The organism is Chryseobacterium sp. JV558 (assembly GCF_033712365.1).
GTDB lineage: Bacteria > Bacteroidota > Bacteroidia > Flavobacteriales > Weeksellaceae > Chryseobacterium.
In genome coordinates this window covers 380,111-397,402 of sequence record NZ_WJHU01000002.1, presented here as the reverse complement: position 1 = coordinate 397,402, position 17,292 = coordinate 380,111, and the positions used below count along the sequence as shown (strand labels likewise).

Annotated in this window: 14 protein-coding genes; 6 read left to right on the top strand and 8 right to left on the bottom strand. The window is 35.5% G+C overall.

Going from position 1 to position 17,292, the window contains the following annotated elements:
* Window positions 1–301 precede the first annotated feature (301 nt).
* Both trmD and GFU89_RS07570 read right to left on the bottom strand, forming a co-directional pair.
* The gene (gene trmD, locus GFU89_RS07575; protein WP_103235448.1) at window positions 302–973 is read right to left on the bottom strand and encodes a tRNA (guanosine(37)-N1)-methyltransferase TrmD; all 672 of its coding nucleotides are present in this window, start codon (window positions 971–973) and stop codon (window positions 302–304) included.
* Window positions 970–2,232, bottom strand: a complete 1,263-nt coding sequence (locus GFU89_RS07570) for an NAD(P)/FAD-dependent oxidoreductase (protein ID WP_318846556.1) — start codon at window positions 2,230–2,232, stop codon at window positions 970–972. The genes trmD and GFU89_RS07570 overlap by 4 nt, the downstream gene beginning before the upstream one ends.
* Before the next feature lie 66 nt (window positions 2,233–2,298).
* Here GFU89_RS07570 and GFU89_RS07565 point away from each other — a divergent pair, with 66 nt between their 5' ends.
* Window positions 2,299–3,162: a GH25 family lysozyme gene (locus tag GFU89_RS07565; protein ID WP_318846555.1), complete on the top strand. Its 864-nt coding sequence runs from the start codon at window positions 2,299–2,301 to the stop codon at window positions 3,160–3,162.
* 43 nt (window positions 3,163–3,205) lie between these two features.
* Here GFU89_RS07565 and GFU89_RS07560 read toward each other — a convergent pair whose 3' ends face one another.
* Together GFU89_RS07560 and GFU89_RS07555 are read right to left on the bottom strand one after the other, a co-directional pair.
* Complete coding sequence (locus GFU89_RS07560) at window positions 3,206–4,861, bottom strand: alpha/beta fold hydrolase (RefSeq protein WP_318846554.1); 1,656 nt, start codon at window positions 4,859–4,861, stop codon at window positions 3,206–3,208.
* 143 nt (window positions 4,862–5,004) lie between these two features.
* Window positions 5,005–5,517 carry a 5' nucleotidase, NT5C type gene (locus GFU89_RS07555; protein ID WP_318846553.1) on the bottom strand — a complete coding sequence of 171 codons (513 nt, stop codon included), beginning with the start codon at window positions 5,515–5,517 and terminating at the stop codon, window positions 5,005–5,007.
* Window positions 5,518–5,727: 210 nt separating this feature from the next.
* Here GFU89_RS07555 and GFU89_RS07550 point away from each other — a divergent pair, with 210 nt between their 5' ends.
* The gene (locus tag GFU89_RS07550; protein ID WP_318846552.1) at window positions 5,728–7,620 is read left to right on the top strand and encodes an ABC-F family ATP-binding cassette domain-containing protein; all 1,893 of its coding nucleotides are present in this window, start codon (window positions 5,728–5,730) and stop codon (window positions 7,618–7,620) included.
* Between the two features lie 88 nt (window positions 7,621–7,708).
* On the opposite strand, the gene GFU89_RS07545 is transcribed toward GFU89_RS07550, so the two are convergent.
* A complete protein-coding gene (locus tag GFU89_RS07545) occupies window positions 7,709–8,764 on the bottom strand; it encodes a Gfo/Idh/MocA family oxidoreductase (RefSeq protein ID WP_318846551.1) in 1,056 nt (351 codons plus the stop codon).
* Between the two features lie 180 nt (window positions 8,765–8,944).
* Between GFU89_RS07545 and GFU89_RS07540 the strand changes: the two genes are divergently transcribed.
* The 3 genes from GFU89_RS07540 (at window position 8,945) to GFU89_RS07530 (ending at window position 12,679) form a co-directional block, all read left to right on the top strand.
* Window positions 8,945–11,230 (top strand): TonB-dependent receptor, encoded by a 2,286-nt coding sequence (locus GFU89_RS07540; protein ID WP_318846550.1) that lies wholly within the window; start codon window positions 8,945–8,947, stop codon window positions 11,228–11,230.
* Between the two features lie 89 nt (window positions 11,231–11,319).
* Window positions 11,320–11,835 (top strand): hypothetical protein, encoded by a 516-nt coding sequence (locus GFU89_RS07535; protein ID WP_223599855.1) that lies wholly within the window; start codon window positions 11,320–11,322, stop codon window positions 11,833–11,835.
* Between the two features lie 253 nt (window positions 11,836–12,088).
* Window positions 12,089–12,679 carry an outer membrane beta-barrel protein gene (locus tag GFU89_RS07530; RefSeq protein ID WP_047379061.1) on the top strand — a complete coding sequence of 197 codons (591 nt, stop codon included), beginning with the start codon at window positions 12,089–12,091 and terminating at the stop codon, window positions 12,677–12,679.
* A 98-nt stretch (window positions 12,680–12,777) separates the two neighbouring features.
* On the opposite strand, the gene GFU89_RS07525 is transcribed toward GFU89_RS07530, so the two are convergent.
* Entirely contained in the window at window positions 12,778–13,413 is a 636-nt protein-coding gene (locus tag GFU89_RS07525) for a peroxiredoxin (RefSeq protein ID WP_318846549.1), read from the bottom strand.
* 94 nt (window positions 13,414–13,507) lie between these two features.
* Between GFU89_RS07525 and GFU89_RS07520 the strand changes: the two genes are divergently transcribed.
* Window positions 13,508–14,395, top strand: coding sequence for a mechanosensitive ion channel family protein (locus tag GFU89_RS07520; protein WP_318846548.1), 888 nt, complete (start codon window positions 13,508–13,510; stop codon window positions 14,393–14,395).
* A gap of 255 nt (window positions 14,396–14,650) precedes the next feature.
* On the opposite strand, the gene sucC is transcribed toward GFU89_RS07520, so the two are convergent.
* Together sucC and GFU89_RS07510 are read right to left on the bottom strand one after the other, a co-directional pair.
* Entirely contained in the window at window positions 14,651–15,841 is a 1,191-nt protein-coding gene (sucC, locus tag GFU89_RS07515) for an ADP-forming succinate--CoA ligase subunit beta (protein ID WP_318846547.1), read from the bottom strand.
* Window positions 15,842–15,972: 131 nt separating this feature from the next.
* Window positions 15,973–17,250, bottom strand: a complete 1,278-nt coding sequence (locus GFU89_RS07510) for a chloride channel protein (RefSeq protein WP_318846546.1) — start codon at window positions 17,248–17,250, stop codon at window positions 15,973–15,975.
* Window positions 17,251–17,292: the final 42 nt, after the last annotated feature.

Genomic DNA, 17,292 nt, shown 5'->3' with positions numbered 1-17,292 from the left:
TTGATTCACCTTAAGAAAAGCGAATCAATTTCCAATAAAAAACAATTCAAATATAACAAAAAATATCAATGAAATCAGCTATAATAAATTAATTTTTCAATTATCCGGGAGTTTTAACACATTAATCAAAATTGAGACAATACGTAAAAACCAGAATAATAGAAATAAATTCTCACTTTAAAAATAGAAATATTAATATTTTTCGTATTTATTTAATTTACAACAAATATTATTCCATTTATCTTCATAACAAATGGAATTAAAAACGAGTAAGAATTATATAAATTCCAACAATATTTGATTACAATAAATCGGGACGTTTTTCTTTGGTGATCCTCACAGCTTCATCATGACGCCATTCTTCGATTTTTCCGGAATTTCCACTCAGTAAAATTTTGGGAACATCCAACCCTTTATAACTTTCAGGTCTGGTATAAATTGGCGGGGAAAGAAGATCATCCTGAAAACTGTCTGTCAAAGCGCTCTGCTCATCATTTAAAACTCCTGGAAGTAATCTGATAATTGAATCTGCAAGAACGCAGGCCGCCAGCTCTCCTCCTGTAAGAACATAGTCTCCTATTGAAATTTCTTTTGTAATATGAAGATCTCTCACTCTTTGGTCAATTCCTTTATAGTGGCCGCAAAGAAAGATCAGGTTTTCTTTTATAGAAAGTGAATTGGCGATTTTCTGATTTAAAGTCACTCCATCTGGTGTCAGATAGATTACTTCATCATAATTTCTCTGAGACTTAAGCTCTGAGATACACTTATCCAGCGGCTCAATCATCATAACCATTCCTGCACCGCCTCCGTAAGGCTCATCATCAATCTGTCTGTGCTTATTGATAGCCCAGTCTCTCAGTTGATGAAAATGTACTTCTGCCAGTCCTTTATCCATCGCTCTTTTCAAAATAGAAGTTTTGAACGGACTTTCCATCAATTCCGGAAGTACGCTTATTATGTCAATTCTCATTGTAATGTTCCGTTTTTCTTAGTCGGTATAATAATTAATCTTAAAGAAGAATCTTTGTTGATATAGCTCCACATCCAGTTGAAGAATATGGCCAGCTTATTTCGAACGCTCAAAATTAGCATTAAATGGAGAAACATCCAGAAATACCACGCCAGAAATCCCTGGAATTTTATAAACGGGAGATCAACAACGGCTCTGTGCTTCCCAATGGTTGCTAATGAACCCTTATCATCATATTCATACTCTACCCACTCGTTCTGACTTTTCTTTAATAAATTTTTACCTAAATTTTTTGCCTGATTAATGGCTACATTTGCTACCTGCGGGTGTCCCTGTGGATATTTTGGTGTTTCCATATAGGCAATATCCCCGATGGCATAAATATTATCGTATCCTTTTATTGTATTATATCGATCTACAATATATCTGTTTCGTACTAATTTTTCTTCCGGAAAACCTCCTACCACATTTCCGGTAACTCCGGCTGCCCATATTACATTATTGGAAGGTATTTCTTTTCCGCTTTTAAGGTGTACTTTATCTCCATCATAATCTGTCACCACTTCTCCACTCATAAAAGTCACACCAAGGTCTTTGAGGTATTTTTCAGATTTCTCCTGCGCTTCACTGCTCATTACAGCCAATGGCTTTTCTGTGGAACTTACCAGAATAATCTTCAGATGATCAAAGTTCATGTAAGGATAATCTCTTGGAAGGATGTCTTTTTTCATTTCGGCAAAAGCTCCTGCCAGTTCTACTCCGGTAGGTCCGCTTCCAACAATAACGATATTCCAGTTTCCGTCATCACTTCGGCTTTTTTCAATAATCAGTTTTTCAAAGGTCATCAATATATGATTTCTGATACTGATGGCTTCCTGGGTATTTTTCATTCCGAAAGCCTTTCCTTCCAAATCTTTGTTCCCGAAAAAATTAGTTTTACAGCCCGTTGCAATGATGAGTTTATCATACGTAAATTCTGCTTCATCGGTAATGACTTTATTGGTGGAAGGGTCTATTTCTTTCACCTCAGTCATACGGAACTGTGTGTTTCTGGACTGCTGAAAAATTTTTCTGAAAGGGAAAGAAATATTGGAAGGTTCTATCCTTCCTGAGGCTACCTGATAAAAAAGCGGCTGAAACATATGGTGGTTCATCCGATCCAGAACAATGACCTTTTTGTTCTTGTTATTCAATGTTTTTGCAAGCTGCAGCCCCGCAAATCCTCCTCCTATAATGATGATTTTTTCGCGTGTTTCCATAATACACAAATTTACTGATTTTATTTTAGCATTTAGTAGTGAAAAAAGTTAGTTTTGCAAAACTTTATGACACCAAAAAAGTACACCAAAAAAACTGCCAAACAAGTCCATAAAACAAGACGGAAGAACTATTTTTTCCGCAGAAAGGTAATATTGGCTATTTTAATTGTAGCTCTTATTGGAACCGGCTTTTATTTAAAGCAATCTATCAGCTATTATTACGCCCTGTACTTTAACAAATTTACTCACAGGAAACTCCACAACAACGAAAAAGAAACGGCAAGAATTCAAAGAATTTTAACGAGCAACCTTGATAAGACCTATGGCTTTGATGTTTCTCATTATCAGAACAGAGAAGACATCAAGTGGGACAGCCTCAGCATTGGAAATAAAACCATTCCGCTGGAGTTTGTCGTTATGCGTGCTACCATGGGAAACAGAAGTGCCGACAAGCATTTTGAGGAGTTCTGGGAAATGGCTAAAAAACATGATCTTATCCGTGGTGCATACCATTTTTACAGAGCAGATGAAGATCCTGTTATCCAAGCCAATAATTTTTTAGCGAATGTAAAACTTGAAAGTGGAGACCTTCCTCCGATTCTTGATATTGAAAAAATCCCAAAGCGTAAAACGAACAAAAAACTGATTGAAGATCTGAAAGTATGGTGCAAAATTGTGGAAGAGGCTTATGGCGAAAAACCCATTATTTATACCTATTATCATTATTATAAAGATTTTCTGAAAGGTGAGTTTGAAGATTATCCTTTATGGCTGGCCAATTACAATGACGTTCCTTCTCCCTCCCCCGATGACCATTGGGATTTCTGGCAGTTTACGGAAAACGGAATTGTTCATGGCATCAATACCAAAGTGGATCTTGATATTTATAACGGTAATTCCTGGTCATTAAAAAGACTGACCCTGGATTAATCATAAAAACAGAAGCGGGAAAATATTTTCCCGCTTCTGTTTTTTAATTGCTTTTCCCTAAAAAATTCAGAATATCTGTATTAAGCTGATCCGCATTTTCAAAAGGAATCATATGGGTAGCATTGCTATAAATTTTGAGTTCCGCATTAGGAATTTCTTTGGCAATAAGCTCCGTGTGATCAGGCTTGATAACATCTTTATCTCCGGCGATCACCAATACTTTACTTCTAATTTTATTTAAATCTGCTCTGGTGATACGAGGCTGTGTCAGCATGATCTTCAGAAGTCTTTGTTCATTCAACTTTTTAGGATCCTTAAGTTCTTTCATGACCAGCATTTTATTTTCAAAATGATCGGTAAGCCTGTCGTCTACTCCATCAGGAAAAGCATTTGCTCCGATGGTTATCAGTTTATTAAGTCTTTCCGGATATTTCAGTGCGAATTCCAAACCTGTATTTCCACCATCACTCCAGCCTGCAATATTTACTTTATCGAGATTTAGCTTATCTGCAAGTACTTTTACATCCTCCGCAAACATTTTATAGGTAAAATCCTTTTTTGAAGAATCTATACTTTTTCCCTGTCCTCGGGTATCTATGGCAATCACTTTATATTGTTTTGACAAAATGGGGATCTGCTGATAGAAGTCTTTTATACTTCCTGAATTGCCATGAAGCAGAATCAATGGTTCCCCTTCACCATACGTTTCATAATAGAGGTCTGTATCCTGAAGTTTGAGATATCTACCCGCAGTTGCATTTTGTCCATACACGGCATGCTCAGATTCCTGAATATATTTTGAGACATCAGGCATCATTGCTTCAACGCTGTCGTCTGCAAACCCACCTTCGTTTTCGGGATTATTATCTCCGTTTTTATCCATTTTCACATCAATATTAATTGCTGGCGCAGCAAGAGTCATTTTCTGCCAATCACCATAAAATTCTCTTATAAATCCAGTTCTGAATAAAGCGGCACTTATTTTAATTCTGCCATCAAAATCTTTTAAAAACTGTATTCCGATAAAGAATTTTCCCTGAACCCAAATATTACGGTCATTCACATCTAATGTATAAGTGCCGTCTTTGATCATATTTTCAGTAAGTTCTACAGTAATCTCTTCTTCAAGAATATTTTTATCCGGAAATCCGTTTTTTTCACTGTAAATACTATATCTCATTAAAACCGGCTGGGTAGAAACATAGCTGGCTATATTCAGATTGATATTTTTAAGCTTGGATCTTTTCTTAGCATTGAATTCTAAGGCTGTTTCTCCAAGAAAACTTTTTTTGTCAAATTCCGGATTAACAGAATAAATAACACTTTTTGTTTTTGTATTTACTCCCCAGTTTTTATCTACAAGTTTCTTAGGTTTAATTGCAATTTCTTTAATATTTCTAGTTTTTTCTTTTAGAAATATTTTCTGCAGATCATGCTTTTTAAAATCCTGCACAGCCTCCGCGTATACTTCATAACCCGGCACCTCAATGATTATTTTCTTTTTTGGAGCTAAAGTGGATAGATCAATTGAAAAATTTCCCTTTTCATCAGAAACTACCCCAATATTTTCTTTATCAACTCCAATTTTCACATAAGGAATTGGTTGATTTTCATTTTTAGAAATAATGGTCCCGGAAACAACCTGAGCATAGAAGGCAGAAGCTGCCAAAAGAAAGAAGAAAGTATTATATTTTTTCATGTTAAAAGTTTGGTGCAAACTTATTTCTTTTCAACAGCCTGTTCTCATAACAGCTTATTAAATTTAATCTATCTTTAGTTAAAATTCATTTAAAGCTTTCCGCTATTTTTATAATTATTCTAAAAAATCATAAAATTCACCCTTTAAAGAATATTCATAACTTCTTCCCATGTATGAACTCTTTGATAGGTATCATTTTCTATCAGTTCATTATGAGGCTGTGTGAAAATCAATCTGTCTCCTGTAAAATGATCCAGATTTTTAGGATAATCATCAATCATAACGTCTCCTGAAACTACTTTTTTGCTTCCGCAAAGAACAATCTGCTCCCAGGTGATGAATGGAAAATGTTCTGCCAGCCAATCGTATTTTTCTCTTAAGCTGTTGGGAAATTCCATACCGGCAGATACAATATACAGATCGTATTTATTATTCAGATATTCCATTGCCTCCCGGCTTCCCTTCATTACAGGTAAGGTTCTGAAAAACCCTACTTCATTAACGTGCTTTTTTCCGTTCGGAAATGATTCTATTTCAGGTTTACCTGTCAAATCACTGATTTCAATTTCTCTCCCCGTATCTCTTTTTTCAAATTGTACCAGCTGATGATATACATCTGCCATTACCCCATCCATGTCGACAATTACTTTTTTCATTACTTCAATCAGATTTTTGTATTAATATTTTTACTGTGTTAATTAAGTTATAGGCTATCAAATTTACTGAATAGTTTTTTCAGACAATGGACACAGTCTATTAAAAAATTATAAATATTCATTTTATAAAAGAGGTTCAGGAAAATTTTAGGCTACATTTTCGTACTTTTGCGGTTCAATTCAAAATCAATATCAAACCATTACATTCCAATGAATTACGTTTCTGTAGAAAATCTTACTAAATCTTATGGCATCAAAGTTTTGTTCCAAAATATCTCTTTCCATGTCAATGAAGGTGACAAAATAGCCATCGTTGCCAAAAACGGAAGCGGAAAATCCACTCTTCTTAAAATATTAATGGGGAAAGAAATTGCAGACAGTGGCAATGTGATGATAAATAAGGATATTCAGGTAGTTTTATTTGACCAGGAAATTGATTTTGATTCTGATCTCACTATTGACGAATTTATGATGACACTTGATTCTGCGCCCATTCAGGCCTTAAAAAATTATCATAAGTCATTACTTTCTACAGATTATGATTTCATTGAAAAAGCTCTGGCTGAAATGGAAATTCATAAAGCCTGGGATCTGGAGAATGATATGAAGCAAATTCTCTCTCAGTTGAAAATCACAGATCTGGAAGCCAAAATGGGAACACTTTCCGGAGGGCAGATCAAACGTGTGGCTTTAGCAAAATTGTTAACTGAAACAAGAGCCGAGCACCGTCATACTCTCTTGATCATGGATGAGCCAACCAACCACCTTGATGTAGAAATGGTAGAATGGCTTGAAAGCTATCTAAGCAAAGCCAAAATAACATTAATTCTGGTCACTCACGACAGGTATTTCCTTGACAGCGTTTGTGATATTATCTGGGAAATGGAAGATAAAAATCTGTATTTCCACAATGGTTCGTATGCGACTTATCTTGAGAACAAAATGATTCGTGAGGACAATATGAATTCCACCATCGACAAGGCTAATAATCTTTACAGAAAAGAACTGGAATGGATGCGAAGACAGCCTAAGGCCAGAACTACAAAATCAAAGTCCAGACAAGATGACTTTTACGAAACTGAAAAAATAGCTAAAACCGATACCCGAAAAGAGTCTCTGGAACTCGATTTTGAAATGAAAAGACTCGGAAATAAAATTTTAGAACTTCGGGATATTTCTAAAAGTTATGACGAAAAATTATTAATAAAAGATTTCAGTTATCAGTTTCAAAGAGGTGAGAAAGTAGGAATTGTAGGAAAAAATGGTGCCGGAAAATCTACATTACTGAATATCATCCAAGGTCTTGAGCCAAAGGATTCCGGAGAAATTGAAACCGGAGAAACGATCAAATTCGGATATTTTTCACAAAAAGGCCTGAAATATAAAGAAGATGAAAGAGTAATTGACTTTATCAAAGAAATTTCCGAAAACTTCCCTTTAGCTAACGGAAAAACGATCTCTGCATCGCAATTTTTAAGGCTGTTCTTATTTGATGATCAAACGCAGTACTCCCCTATTTCCAAACTTTCGGGAGGTGAAAAAAGAAGGCTCCACCTGATGTATATTTTGTATCAGAATCCAAACTTTCTGATATTTGATGAACCTACCAATGATTTGGATCTTCCCACTTTAACTGTTCTGGAAAATTTCCTGCTAAACTTTCAAGGTAGTTTGATTATTGTTTCCCACGACAGATATTTCATGGACAGAATCGTAGGTCATGTTCTTGCATTTGAAGGAGATGGAAAAATAAGAAATTTTGTTGGAACTTTCTCAGAATACAGAGAAGCTAAAAGCCGTGAGGATGCATTAGAAAAAAATACAGTATCAAAGCCAGAACCTGTAAAAGAAATCGTGGCAGTAAAAGAGGTTTCTGAACCTGTTTCTAAAAAAAGAAAAATGTCTTTTAAGGAACAACGTGAACTGGAAACCATAGAAAAAGAAATGCCAGAACTTGAACAAAAGCGTGCTAAAATAATGGATCAGCTTAATAATGAAACGGAATATGAAAAAGTTGCAAAACTATCTACCGAGCTGGAAGCTATTTCTGAAAAGCTGGAAGAGTATGAAATGAAGTGGCTTGAATTTCAGGAAATCCTTTAATAGTGATGAATTAAAAATTATGAATTATGAGTTGGTGTAAAGTTGACAACCGCTATTACTCTCCAACTCATAATTCATAACTCATCATTTATAATTTAATTACTCTTTCTTCTTTTGCACTTTCCAGGGAAGCATCAATAATTTTCATATTCTGAATAACTTCTCTTCCCGGAGACGGCAAAGCGTATCCAAACACAATGTGCTCATAGATCTGCTGGTAATAATCCATATAATTTCCGGCATCACTGGAAGTGAAAATTCTTTCCGTTTCTGAGTGATCATTCAGGAAATTTAAAATTCCATCGGCTTCTTTCAATGGCTGAGTCCATTCTTTACCATATTCAGGAATAGCACCTGCTACCAATTCATTTTCCTGATTATCTGTTCGTTCCTGTAAAAAAGTTCCTCTGTCACCATGAATAGTATAGGCGTAGTGACCTTCTTTACTGAAAACCGAAGTTTTTAGTCTTACTCTCAGGTCATTTTTATAAAATAACAGGATCTCAAAATAATCATTCGCAAATTCTTTTCCTTTCATAGAAAATACATCTGCAAAAAGTTTTTCAGGATATCCAAAATACTGTACAGCCTGGTCTACAAGATGTGCTCCTAGATCATGAAGTGTTCCTGAACCTAGCTGATCCGGACTTTCTTTATGCTGTTTTCCACTGGGAGTTGTCCGGAATCTGTCAAAACGGATTTCGGCCTCTTTAATATTTCCTATTTCCTGGTCATTTAAAATCTTCTGAACCTGTAAAAAGTCCCGGTCGAATCTTCTATTTTGATAGACACTTAAGAACAATCCTTTTTCTTCAGCCAATTGCACCAGCTCTTCAGCTTCGGAAACATTTACGGTAAAAGGTTTTTCTACGATAATGTTTTTTCCGGCCTCCAATGCTTTTTTGGCATATTCATAATGAGTCTGAACCGGAGTGTTGATGATAACCAACTCTACGTCTGCATGCTGAAGCATTTCTTCTACGGAACGGTAAATGGTTGCTTCAGGATATTTCTCTTTAGATTCTTCCTTGCTTCTTTCTACGATAGCAGAAATAAAAAATCCAGGATGCTCCTTTAAAAAGGGCGCATGGAACACTTTTCCGCTCATTCCAAAGGCACAAAGCCCTGCTTTTACCAATTGCATATTATAATTTTTAACAAATATATTCATAAAAAATTCTCTATCGCCTCGTATAAAGAAGCTATAGAAATAATCCATGCCATTATGAACAGAATATGATTTAAATCATAAAATTATTTTTATCTATTCTAAACAAATACTTACATTTGCGCCTTATTTAAAACTGTTCTACATAAAAATAAAATGAAAAGACAACTACTTTCTTTAGGTCTTCTATTTATCGCTGTTTCAGCAAGTTCACAGATGAAAAATGCTGAAGCAGACACCATCAGAACTCAGACCATTGAAGATATTAATCTTCACAAAACAGGAAATCCTAACCAAGCAAGACCATTATCGACAAAATCAAGCCTGACGGTAATGGAAAATCCACAACCTATTGCTATTGTTACTCACGAAATCATTGAGCAGCAGCAGGCAAAACAGTTAAGTGATGTTCTTCAGAATGTAAACGGTCTGTATATTACTTCATCCAGAGGTAACTCTCAGGACAGCTTTGGTGGACGTGGTTTCATTTTAGGAAATGATAATATTTTTAAGAATGGCTCAAGAATAAACAGTGGTGTTTTCCCTGAAGTAAGTGGTCTGGAAAGAGTAGAAGTTTTAAAGGGAGCAAATGCCATGCTTTTTGGTAATACAGCAGCTGGTGGTGTTATCAATATGATTACAAAAAAACCTAAATTCAATTTTGGTGGAAGCGTAGGACTAAACGGCGGAAGCTGGAATTCCTATAAGCCAACAGTTGATATTTATGGACCTTTATCCAAAAATGTTGCATTCAGAATAAATGGTGCCTATGAGCATGCTGAAAGTTTCAGAGATGTTGTAGAATCAGAGAAATACTATTTCAATCCTTCATTTTTATTTAATTTAAGTGATAAATCTCAATTAATTGTTGAGGCAGATTATCTTAAAAATAATTTCACTCCGGATTTCGGAATTGGATCTATTACTGAAAAAGACCAAAGCTACAGATTGAATGATGCTGTTTCCAGAAACACGTTCTTCGGAACTGACTGGCAATATCAAAATGTACAGCAAGCTTCTACGAACGTAACCTTTAATCATCAATTTAACGAAAGATGGTCTTTGAACGCTACTGCTTCTTACCAAAACTACACTAAAGATTATTTTTCTTCTGAAAGAGTACAATGGATATATGACACTAAAGATATCACTGTAGATCCTAACAGATTATCTTGGAAAAGACCTTTTGGTAGAACTTACAACGAACAAAATTATACTTCTGCACAGGTAAACATTAATGGTGAATTCAATACAGGAAGAATCAACCATAAAGTTTTAATTGGTTCAGATGCTGATTACAGCCAGGCAGATGCTTATGCATATAATATTACAGCTCCAAAAAATCTTCTGTATTTAGATGATCCTTCAACATGGGGAAGTATTGATATGCCAAATTCTACTCTTAATACAAGAAACAGAATCAATACAAGAAGAATTGGGATCTATGCGCAGGATTTTATCAGCTTAACAAAACAACTAAAAGTAATTGCAGGGTTAAGATGGTCTTATATAGAAAATATGCCTACGCTGACAACCCGATTTACATCAAATGATAAAATTGAAGTAGCCAATTCTTCAACGTCTGACAATGCATTCTCTCCAAAAGTAGGTTTGGTCTATGCTCCAAATGAAAATCTTTCGGTGTTTGCAACGTATACTAATTCGTTTGCTTCAAATGCTGGATATACTTCAGATCAATTTGGTACAGTAAATACCAATCAATCTGCTTCGGATGTTCAAAATCAGTTAAATACTTTATCAAAACAAAGCATAAAACCATCAACAGTAGATCAATACGAAATTGGTATTAAAAAGAATTTCTGGAACAATGCTTTAGCGGTTAACTTAACAGCTTACCAGATTATGTACAATAATTATTACCAGACATATTGGTTCGCTTCTGCTCCAAACGGGGCACCAGTAAATGCAACAGATACCAATCTTAAAGAATTTGCAGGAAATATGAGAAGCCGTGGTGTAGAATTAGACATTACAGGAAATCCTACAGAAAACCTATCTATAATTGGAGGTTTCTCTTATAACAATTCCGTTTACCTGGACACTCCTGAAAAAGGATATGTTGAAAACCAAAGACTGGTAAGAACACCTGCTACAACAGCGAATGCTTCCGTTTTCTATAAATTTACAAACTATGTAAATGGTTTAAAAATTGGAGCTGGAATTTATTACATCGGAGACAGAATCGCTGGATGGAATGATTCAAAATCTACAAACACAAGCAGAAACAATGTGAGCAGAATGTTTGATCTAAAAGATTATACAACTGTTTCTGTATCTGTAGGCTACGAGTGGAAAAAATTCTCAATCCAGGGGAAAGTGGGGAACTTATTTGATGTCGTAAACTATAACGTTCACGAAAATTACTCAGTGAATCCTATCACTCCAAGAAACTACTATTTCACACTGACATACAAACTTTAGAATTCTTTTTATAATAATTCTTTCATTAAAAGTGGAAATTGCATTTTTGCAGTTTCCACTTTTGAAATTTAAAAACAAAACAATAAGATATGGATAAGATTAAAGACACAAGAAGTTTCATGAGAATTACACACCGTTATCTGGGATATTTTCTTGCCGGAATTATGGCTGTTTATTCATTAAGTGGAATCCTTCTCGTGTACAGAGACACTGATTTTCTGAAAAGCGAAAAGAAGTATGAAAAAAACATCGCTGCCAATCTTTCAGAGAAAGAACTGAAGAAAGAGCTGAAGATGAAAGGCCTTGAAGTGGAAAAAACAGAGGGAAGTGTTCTTTATTTTAAACAGGGAACTTACGACAGCGCAACCGGAAAAGCAAAATACACTAAGAAAGAATTGCCTTTCGTGCTAGACAAAATGGTTTCTCTTCACAAATCGCAGTCTAAGGATGCTATATCTCCTCTAAGCGTATTCTTCGGAGTTTCTCTTTTCTTTTTTGTGATTTCAAGTTTCTGGATGTTTAATCCTAAGACAAAGGCTTTCAAACGCGGAATTAAATTTACCATTGCAGGGCTGATTATATCTATTATTCTTTTATTTGTTTAATAATCAACACTGAACAAAAGAAAAAAAGCACTTAGCTATATTACTTTTTTTTATTATTTCCTTTTTAAAACCCGCCTTTTATTTTCTTTATCATTATGAAATCCTCAGCGAATATGTTAAAAAACTAAATTATATCTCTCTGATAATGTTAACGTTTATTTAGAAAAATTACCTAAAATTAAGAGTATGGCACATTTATTGTTTTTTCTTTAACTCGTGAATAATAAACATTTAATTATTAAAATAATAAATTATGAAAAAACTTATTTTAACAGGGATATTAGCCGTAGCAGGTTTAACAGCAACCGCAAACGCTCAGATTCAGAAAGGTAATTGGATGGTAGGGGGTAACCTTGCAGGGGCAAATTTTGGTTTAAATGAAGGAGCAGGATACGACTTTGCAATTCAGCCAAAAGGAGCTTATTTCATTGAAGATAATATCGCAGTTGGGGGATATGTAGATTTAGGTTTTAAAGGAGCTAAAGATGCACCGACAACTTTCACATATAATGTTGGAGCATTAGGGCGTTATTATCTTAACCCGGGAGAGCAAGGAGTAAATAACTTACTACACCACGGAAGATGGTTCTTCGAAGGAAACGTAGGTGTTGGAGGGATGTCAATCTCTAAAGGAGGTTCTTCTTCTAACGGTCTTAACTTTGGATTCGGACCTGGTTACTCTTACTTCATCACTCCAAACATTGGATTGGAAGGTTTAGTGAAATATGATGCAAATGCAGGATTCGGAAGCGGTGGATATACTAACAAAATTACTTTTGGTTTAGGATTCCAGATTTATCTTCCAACGTCTAAAGCAAAACAAATCATCAACGACGTTAAGTAATTACTGAAATACTTATAAAAAAATGAAATCGCCCCGGAATTTTATTCCGGGGCGATTTTCGTACAAATTAAAACTAAACTATAAAAAATCAAATAAAATCATGTATTGGGTTGCGGTGTATAACGTAAATAAGGTTTTATTTCCGTCACTCCTTTTGGGAATATCTTCCGCGCTTCTTCTGTAGAAATCGTTGGCGGAATAATGACATCTTCTCCATGCTTCCAGTTAACAGGAGTCGCCACGCGATAATTATCTACCAGCTGTAAAGAATCCAGCACTCTAAGGATTTCGTCAAAATTTCTTCCTGTAGAGGCCGGATAGGTAATAATCAGTCTTACTTTTTTGGAAGGATCAATAATCAAAAGAGAACGTACAGTAGCCGTCACCGAAGCATTAGGATGAATAAAATCATACAGCTCCGAAACCTTTCTGTCTTTATCAGCAATAATAGGAAACCTTACATTGGTATTCTGAGTCTCATTAATATCTTTTACCCAGTTTTGATGATCCTCTACTCCATCTACACTTAAAGCAATCACTTTTGTTCCTCTGGCATCAAATTCAGACTGCAATTTTGCAGTGTATCCCAGCTCCGTAGTGCATACCGGCGTATAATCTGCAGGATGCGAGAACAGAATTCCCCAGGAATCTCCAAGATAATTATAGAAATTGATATCACCTACAGATGATTCTGCCTGAAAGTTGGGTGCTGTATCTCCTAGTTTTATTGACATAATACGCTGCTTTTATAGTCTACAAATTTAGTGGACTTTTTGGAACTGGCAAATTTTTTGCTGAAAATTTATATCTTTAATTAAAATTTTATTCATGGAGAAGACCGGACTCAGGTATGTAGATCTTGTTTATAAAGTATTGGAAAGTTGGTATGTGACATTTGCCGAGCTTACCCCAAAATTAATTGTCGGAATTTTAGTATTTACATTTTTCCTGATCACCAGTAAATATTTAAGCCAGGCAGCTGTAAAACTGTTCCACAAATTTTTTCCCAAAAGCAGAAAAGAAAGTTCATTAGTCACTTTAATCAGTATATTCAGATTTCTGATCATGCTGATGGGAACTTTTATTGCGCTGGAAATAATGGGTTTCAGCGGTTTTCTCTGGAAGTTTATAGGAAGTCTGGGAGTAGCCGGGGTAATTGCCGGAGTTGCACTGAAAGACCTTGTATCCAGTATTTTTTCAGGAATGCTGATTGGTATTGATAAAGCATACAAAGTAGGCGATTATATTACCATTGGAGCTCATTCAGGAACCGTACAGGAAATCGGTTTTTTAACGACCAAAATCCTTACTGATGACGGAAAGAAGGCTTATATTCCTAATCAGGTAGTTTTCAACGCTCCGTTTTATAATATCACAGCTTCTCCACAGCGTAGGATTATTTTAAATTTTGAAATTCCGGCTGATGAAGATATCAGTAAAGCACAGAAAGGAATTCTGGATGTGATTAAAAACCTCGAAAATGTGGATAAGTTAGACACCATAGAGGTGATCTTTACAGATCTGAAACAAGGTGCATTTAATCTTCAGGTGAAGTTCTGGATAAAAGTAGGTGCTAACCTGGCACAGATAAAAAGCAAGGCTTATTTAGGCATTAAAGAACGTTTTGATGTGGATAAGGTTCAGCTGGTAACGCCTACAAGCATCAGTATTACGAGTGGAGATACTATTTTACCTGAAAGTCATCAGGATAAGTAAGGAATATTCAAATAGAAATAGAGGCCATTTTAACTTTTGAAGTGGTCTTCTTTTTTGTAATTTAAGCAAAGTTGGATATCGCAAAGGCGCAATTTTACTTCATTCTCTTTTAAAAAGACGCAAGGATTTTATCTTTGATAAAATTTAATGCTGTTAACAATTCATTCTATCCTAAAAATTTTACAACCAGCATGTATCAACAAAAAAACCGTTCCAAAGATGGAACGGTTTTCTATTTATTTGAAAATTTTAGAATTAAGCTAAAACTTCTTTTACTTTGTTTGCAGCTTCTTCTAAAGTAATTGCAGAGTGTACCGGAAGACCAGACTCGTCAATTAATTTTTTAGCTTCTACAGCGTTAGTTCCTTGTAATCTTACGATCAATGGAACCGGAAGACTACCCATTGCTTTGTAAGCATCTACAACCCCTTGAGCAACTCTGTCACATCTTACGATACCTCCGAAGATGTTGATCAAAATAGCTTTTACGTTTGGATCTCTTAAGATGATTCCGAAAGCAGTCTGTACTCTCTGAGCATCAGCAGTACCTCCTACGTCAAGGAAGTTAGCAGGGTTACCACCTGATAATTTGATGATATCCATAGTTGCCATTGCAAGACCAGCTCCGTTTACCATACAAGCAACGTTACCATCTAGTTTTACGAAGTTAAGACCAGCTTCACCAGCTTCAACATCGATAGGATCTTCTTCTCTTGTATCTCTAAGAGCTTCAAGATCTTTGTGACGGAACAATGAGTTACCATCTAAAGTTACTTTAGCATCTACAGCGATAATTTTGTTATCAGAAGTTTTTAAAACAGGGTTGATTTCGAAAAGAGAAGCATCAATTCCTATATAAGCATTATATAAAGAAGTGATGAATTTTGTAAATTCTTTGAAAGCATTTCCTTCAAGACCTAGGTTGAAAGCAATTTTTCTAGCCTGGAAACCTTGAAGACCCAAAGTAGGATCAATCAATTCATTGTGAATCAAATGAGGAGTTACTTCTGCAACGTGCTCAATATCCATACCACCTTCAGTAGAATATACGATTGTATTTTTACCTTCAGCTCTATCTAAAAGAATAGAAACATAAAATTCTTTAGTTTCAGTTTCTCCTGGATAATAAACATCTTCTGCAACCAAAACAGAGTGTACTTTTTTACCTTCAGCAGAAGTTTGAGGAGTTACCAACTGCATTCCGATGATATTCTGAGCGTTTTCTTTAAGTTTATCCATGTTTGGAGAAAACTTAACACCTCCACCTTTACCACGACCACCTGCGTGAATCTGCGCTTTTACAACCCAAGCCTGAGCTCCAGTTTCGGCAGTCAATTTTTCAGCAGCTGCTACAGCTTCTTCTACGTTGTTTGCAACGAAACCACGTTGGATAGCTACTCCATACTTTGATAAAATCTCTTTTGATTGATACTCGTGAAGATTCATATTATTTTTATTATTTTATTTTACTATTTAAAGGTTGACAAATTTACTAAAAAGACACGGAAGTTCAAGTTTATTGGCTTAAAATTTAGAGTCTGATTGACTTGATTTTTAACATACCATTCAAATTCCCTCTATTCTTCCACTAATTTCTCAGATTGTGATTCAATGAATGGAATTCTTGGAGCCAGAAAATATCCTGTAAGACTCGCAAATAATATCGGCACGAAATACGTAAACCCGGTAAGTGTTCCCAAGATAATAGTAGTACTCATTGGTGTTCTTGTCACACATGCATTGATCGCCGCCATACAGCTTACAATGGCCAATGTAGTATCTACACTCGGAAATAAATTATGGATAATTAATCCCAATGTTGTTCCCACGAAAAACAGGGGAATGATAAACCCTCCTCTCCATCCTGAAGTCACTGTAATGGCAATAGCCAGTATTTTAAAAACCAGAATCAGGATTAAGAAATTCAGTCCGAAATTACCGCCAATCAGCTGATTGATCTCGTTATGTCCAAAATATCTTGTAATAGGAAAATTATAGGCAATTATTCCTAAAATAATTCCTCCTACGAATGTTTTAATATATATCGGAAAGTGTTTGTATTCAAAAACTTTCTTGAAAAATTTAACTACAAAAATGAAGATCCACCCAAAAAATGTTCCTACAATTCCGAACAGCGCAGCATATAGAAAATCATATACTCCTGTATAATGATAGGCTTTCAGATCCCAGGTTGCCCCAATTCCTAAATGGATAATCAAAGCAAACATCAGATAGCTGAAACAGCTTGCTACCAATGCAGGAATAATGGCTTTATAATATTCTACAGCATGTTTATGATGCAGGATTTCAAGGGAAAAAAGACTTCCTCCAAGCGGTGCGCCAAATAATGCTGTAAAACCTGAAGCCATCCCGGCAATACTCAAAGAGCGCAGTTCTTCACCCTTCAGCCTGAAAATTTTCCCAAGCCAGGTTCCCGTAGAACCGGTTACCTGTACCAAAGGTGCCTCCGGTCCCAAACTTCCTCCTGAAGCTACACAAAACAGGGATGAAAGAATCATCGAAGGGTTGTTCTTCGGTTCCAGTTTTCCTTTATTGAACCTGATATTATTAACGATCAAATGAATTTCTCCCGGATCACCTATGAAATGAATCACCAGCCCAGCCAATAATCCACAGATTGCCATCGTAGGAATTACCTGCCAGCCTTGAAATTCGGCTAGAAATTCTGTGAAATGTTCCAATACAATCCAATATCCTCCGGCAATAATACCACCTACAAGACCGGTAACTGCCCACATAAAAAAGGTCCTACTAAACACAAACGGATTAAATCTGATGGGTTGATCCAAAAGATTAAATGTTTTGATAATTCGCCTTCTTCTATTGATTTTCATTTTAATTTATTTTTAAATAGTAAAAGAATATCATCATTTGTC

Coding starts and splice junctions, on each gene's coding strand:
- trmD (WP_103235448.1), bottom strand. CDS start 973: ATGAGAATTGACATAATAAGCGTACTTCCGGAATTGATGGAAAGTCCG.
- GFU89_RS07570 (WP_318846556.1), bottom strand. CDS start 2,232: ATGGAAACACGCGAAAAAATCATCATTATAGGAGGAGGATTTGCGGGG.
- GFU89_RS07565 (WP_318846555.1), top strand. CDS start 2,299: ATGACACCAAAAAAGTACACCAAAAAAACTGCCAAACAAGTCCATAAA.
- GFU89_RS07560 (WP_318846554.1), bottom strand. CDS start 4,861: ATGAAAAAATATAATACTTTCTTCTTTCTTTTGGCAGCTTCTGCCTTC.
- GFU89_RS07555 (WP_318846553.1), bottom strand. CDS start 5,517: ATGAAAAAAGTAATTGTCGACATGGATGGGGTAATGGCAGATGTATAT.
- GFU89_RS07550 (WP_318846552.1), top strand. CDS start 5,728: ATGAATTACGTTTCTGTAGAAAATCTTACTAAATCTTATGGCATCAAA.
- GFU89_RS07545 (WP_318846551.1), bottom strand. CDS start 8,764: ATGCAATTGGTAAAAGCAGGGCTTTGTGCCTTTGGAATGAGCGGAAAA.
- GFU89_RS07540 (WP_318846550.1), top strand. CDS start 8,945: ATGAAAAGACAACTACTTTCTTTAGGTCTTCTATTTATCGCTGTTTCA.
- GFU89_RS07535 (WP_223599855.1), top strand. CDS start 11,320: ATGGATAAGATTAAAGACACAAGAAGTTTCATGAGAATTACACACCGT.
- GFU89_RS07530 (WP_047379061.1), top strand. CDS start 12,089: ATGAAAAAACTTATTTTAACAGGGATATTAGCCGTAGCAGGTTTAACA.
- GFU89_RS07525 (WP_318846549.1), bottom strand. CDS start 13,413: ATGTCAATAAAACTAGGAGATACAGCACCCAACTTTCAGGCAGAATCA.
- GFU89_RS07520 (WP_318846548.1), top strand. CDS start 13,508: ATGGAGAAGACCGGACTCAGGTATGTAGATCTTGTTTATAAAGTATTG.
- sucC (WP_318846547.1), bottom strand. CDS start 15,841: ATGAATCTTCACGAGTATCAATCAAAAGAGATTTTATCAAAGTATGGA.
- GFU89_RS07510 (WP_318846546.1), bottom strand. CDS start 17,250: ATGAAAATCAATAGAAGAAGGCGAATTATCAAAACATTTAATCTTTTG.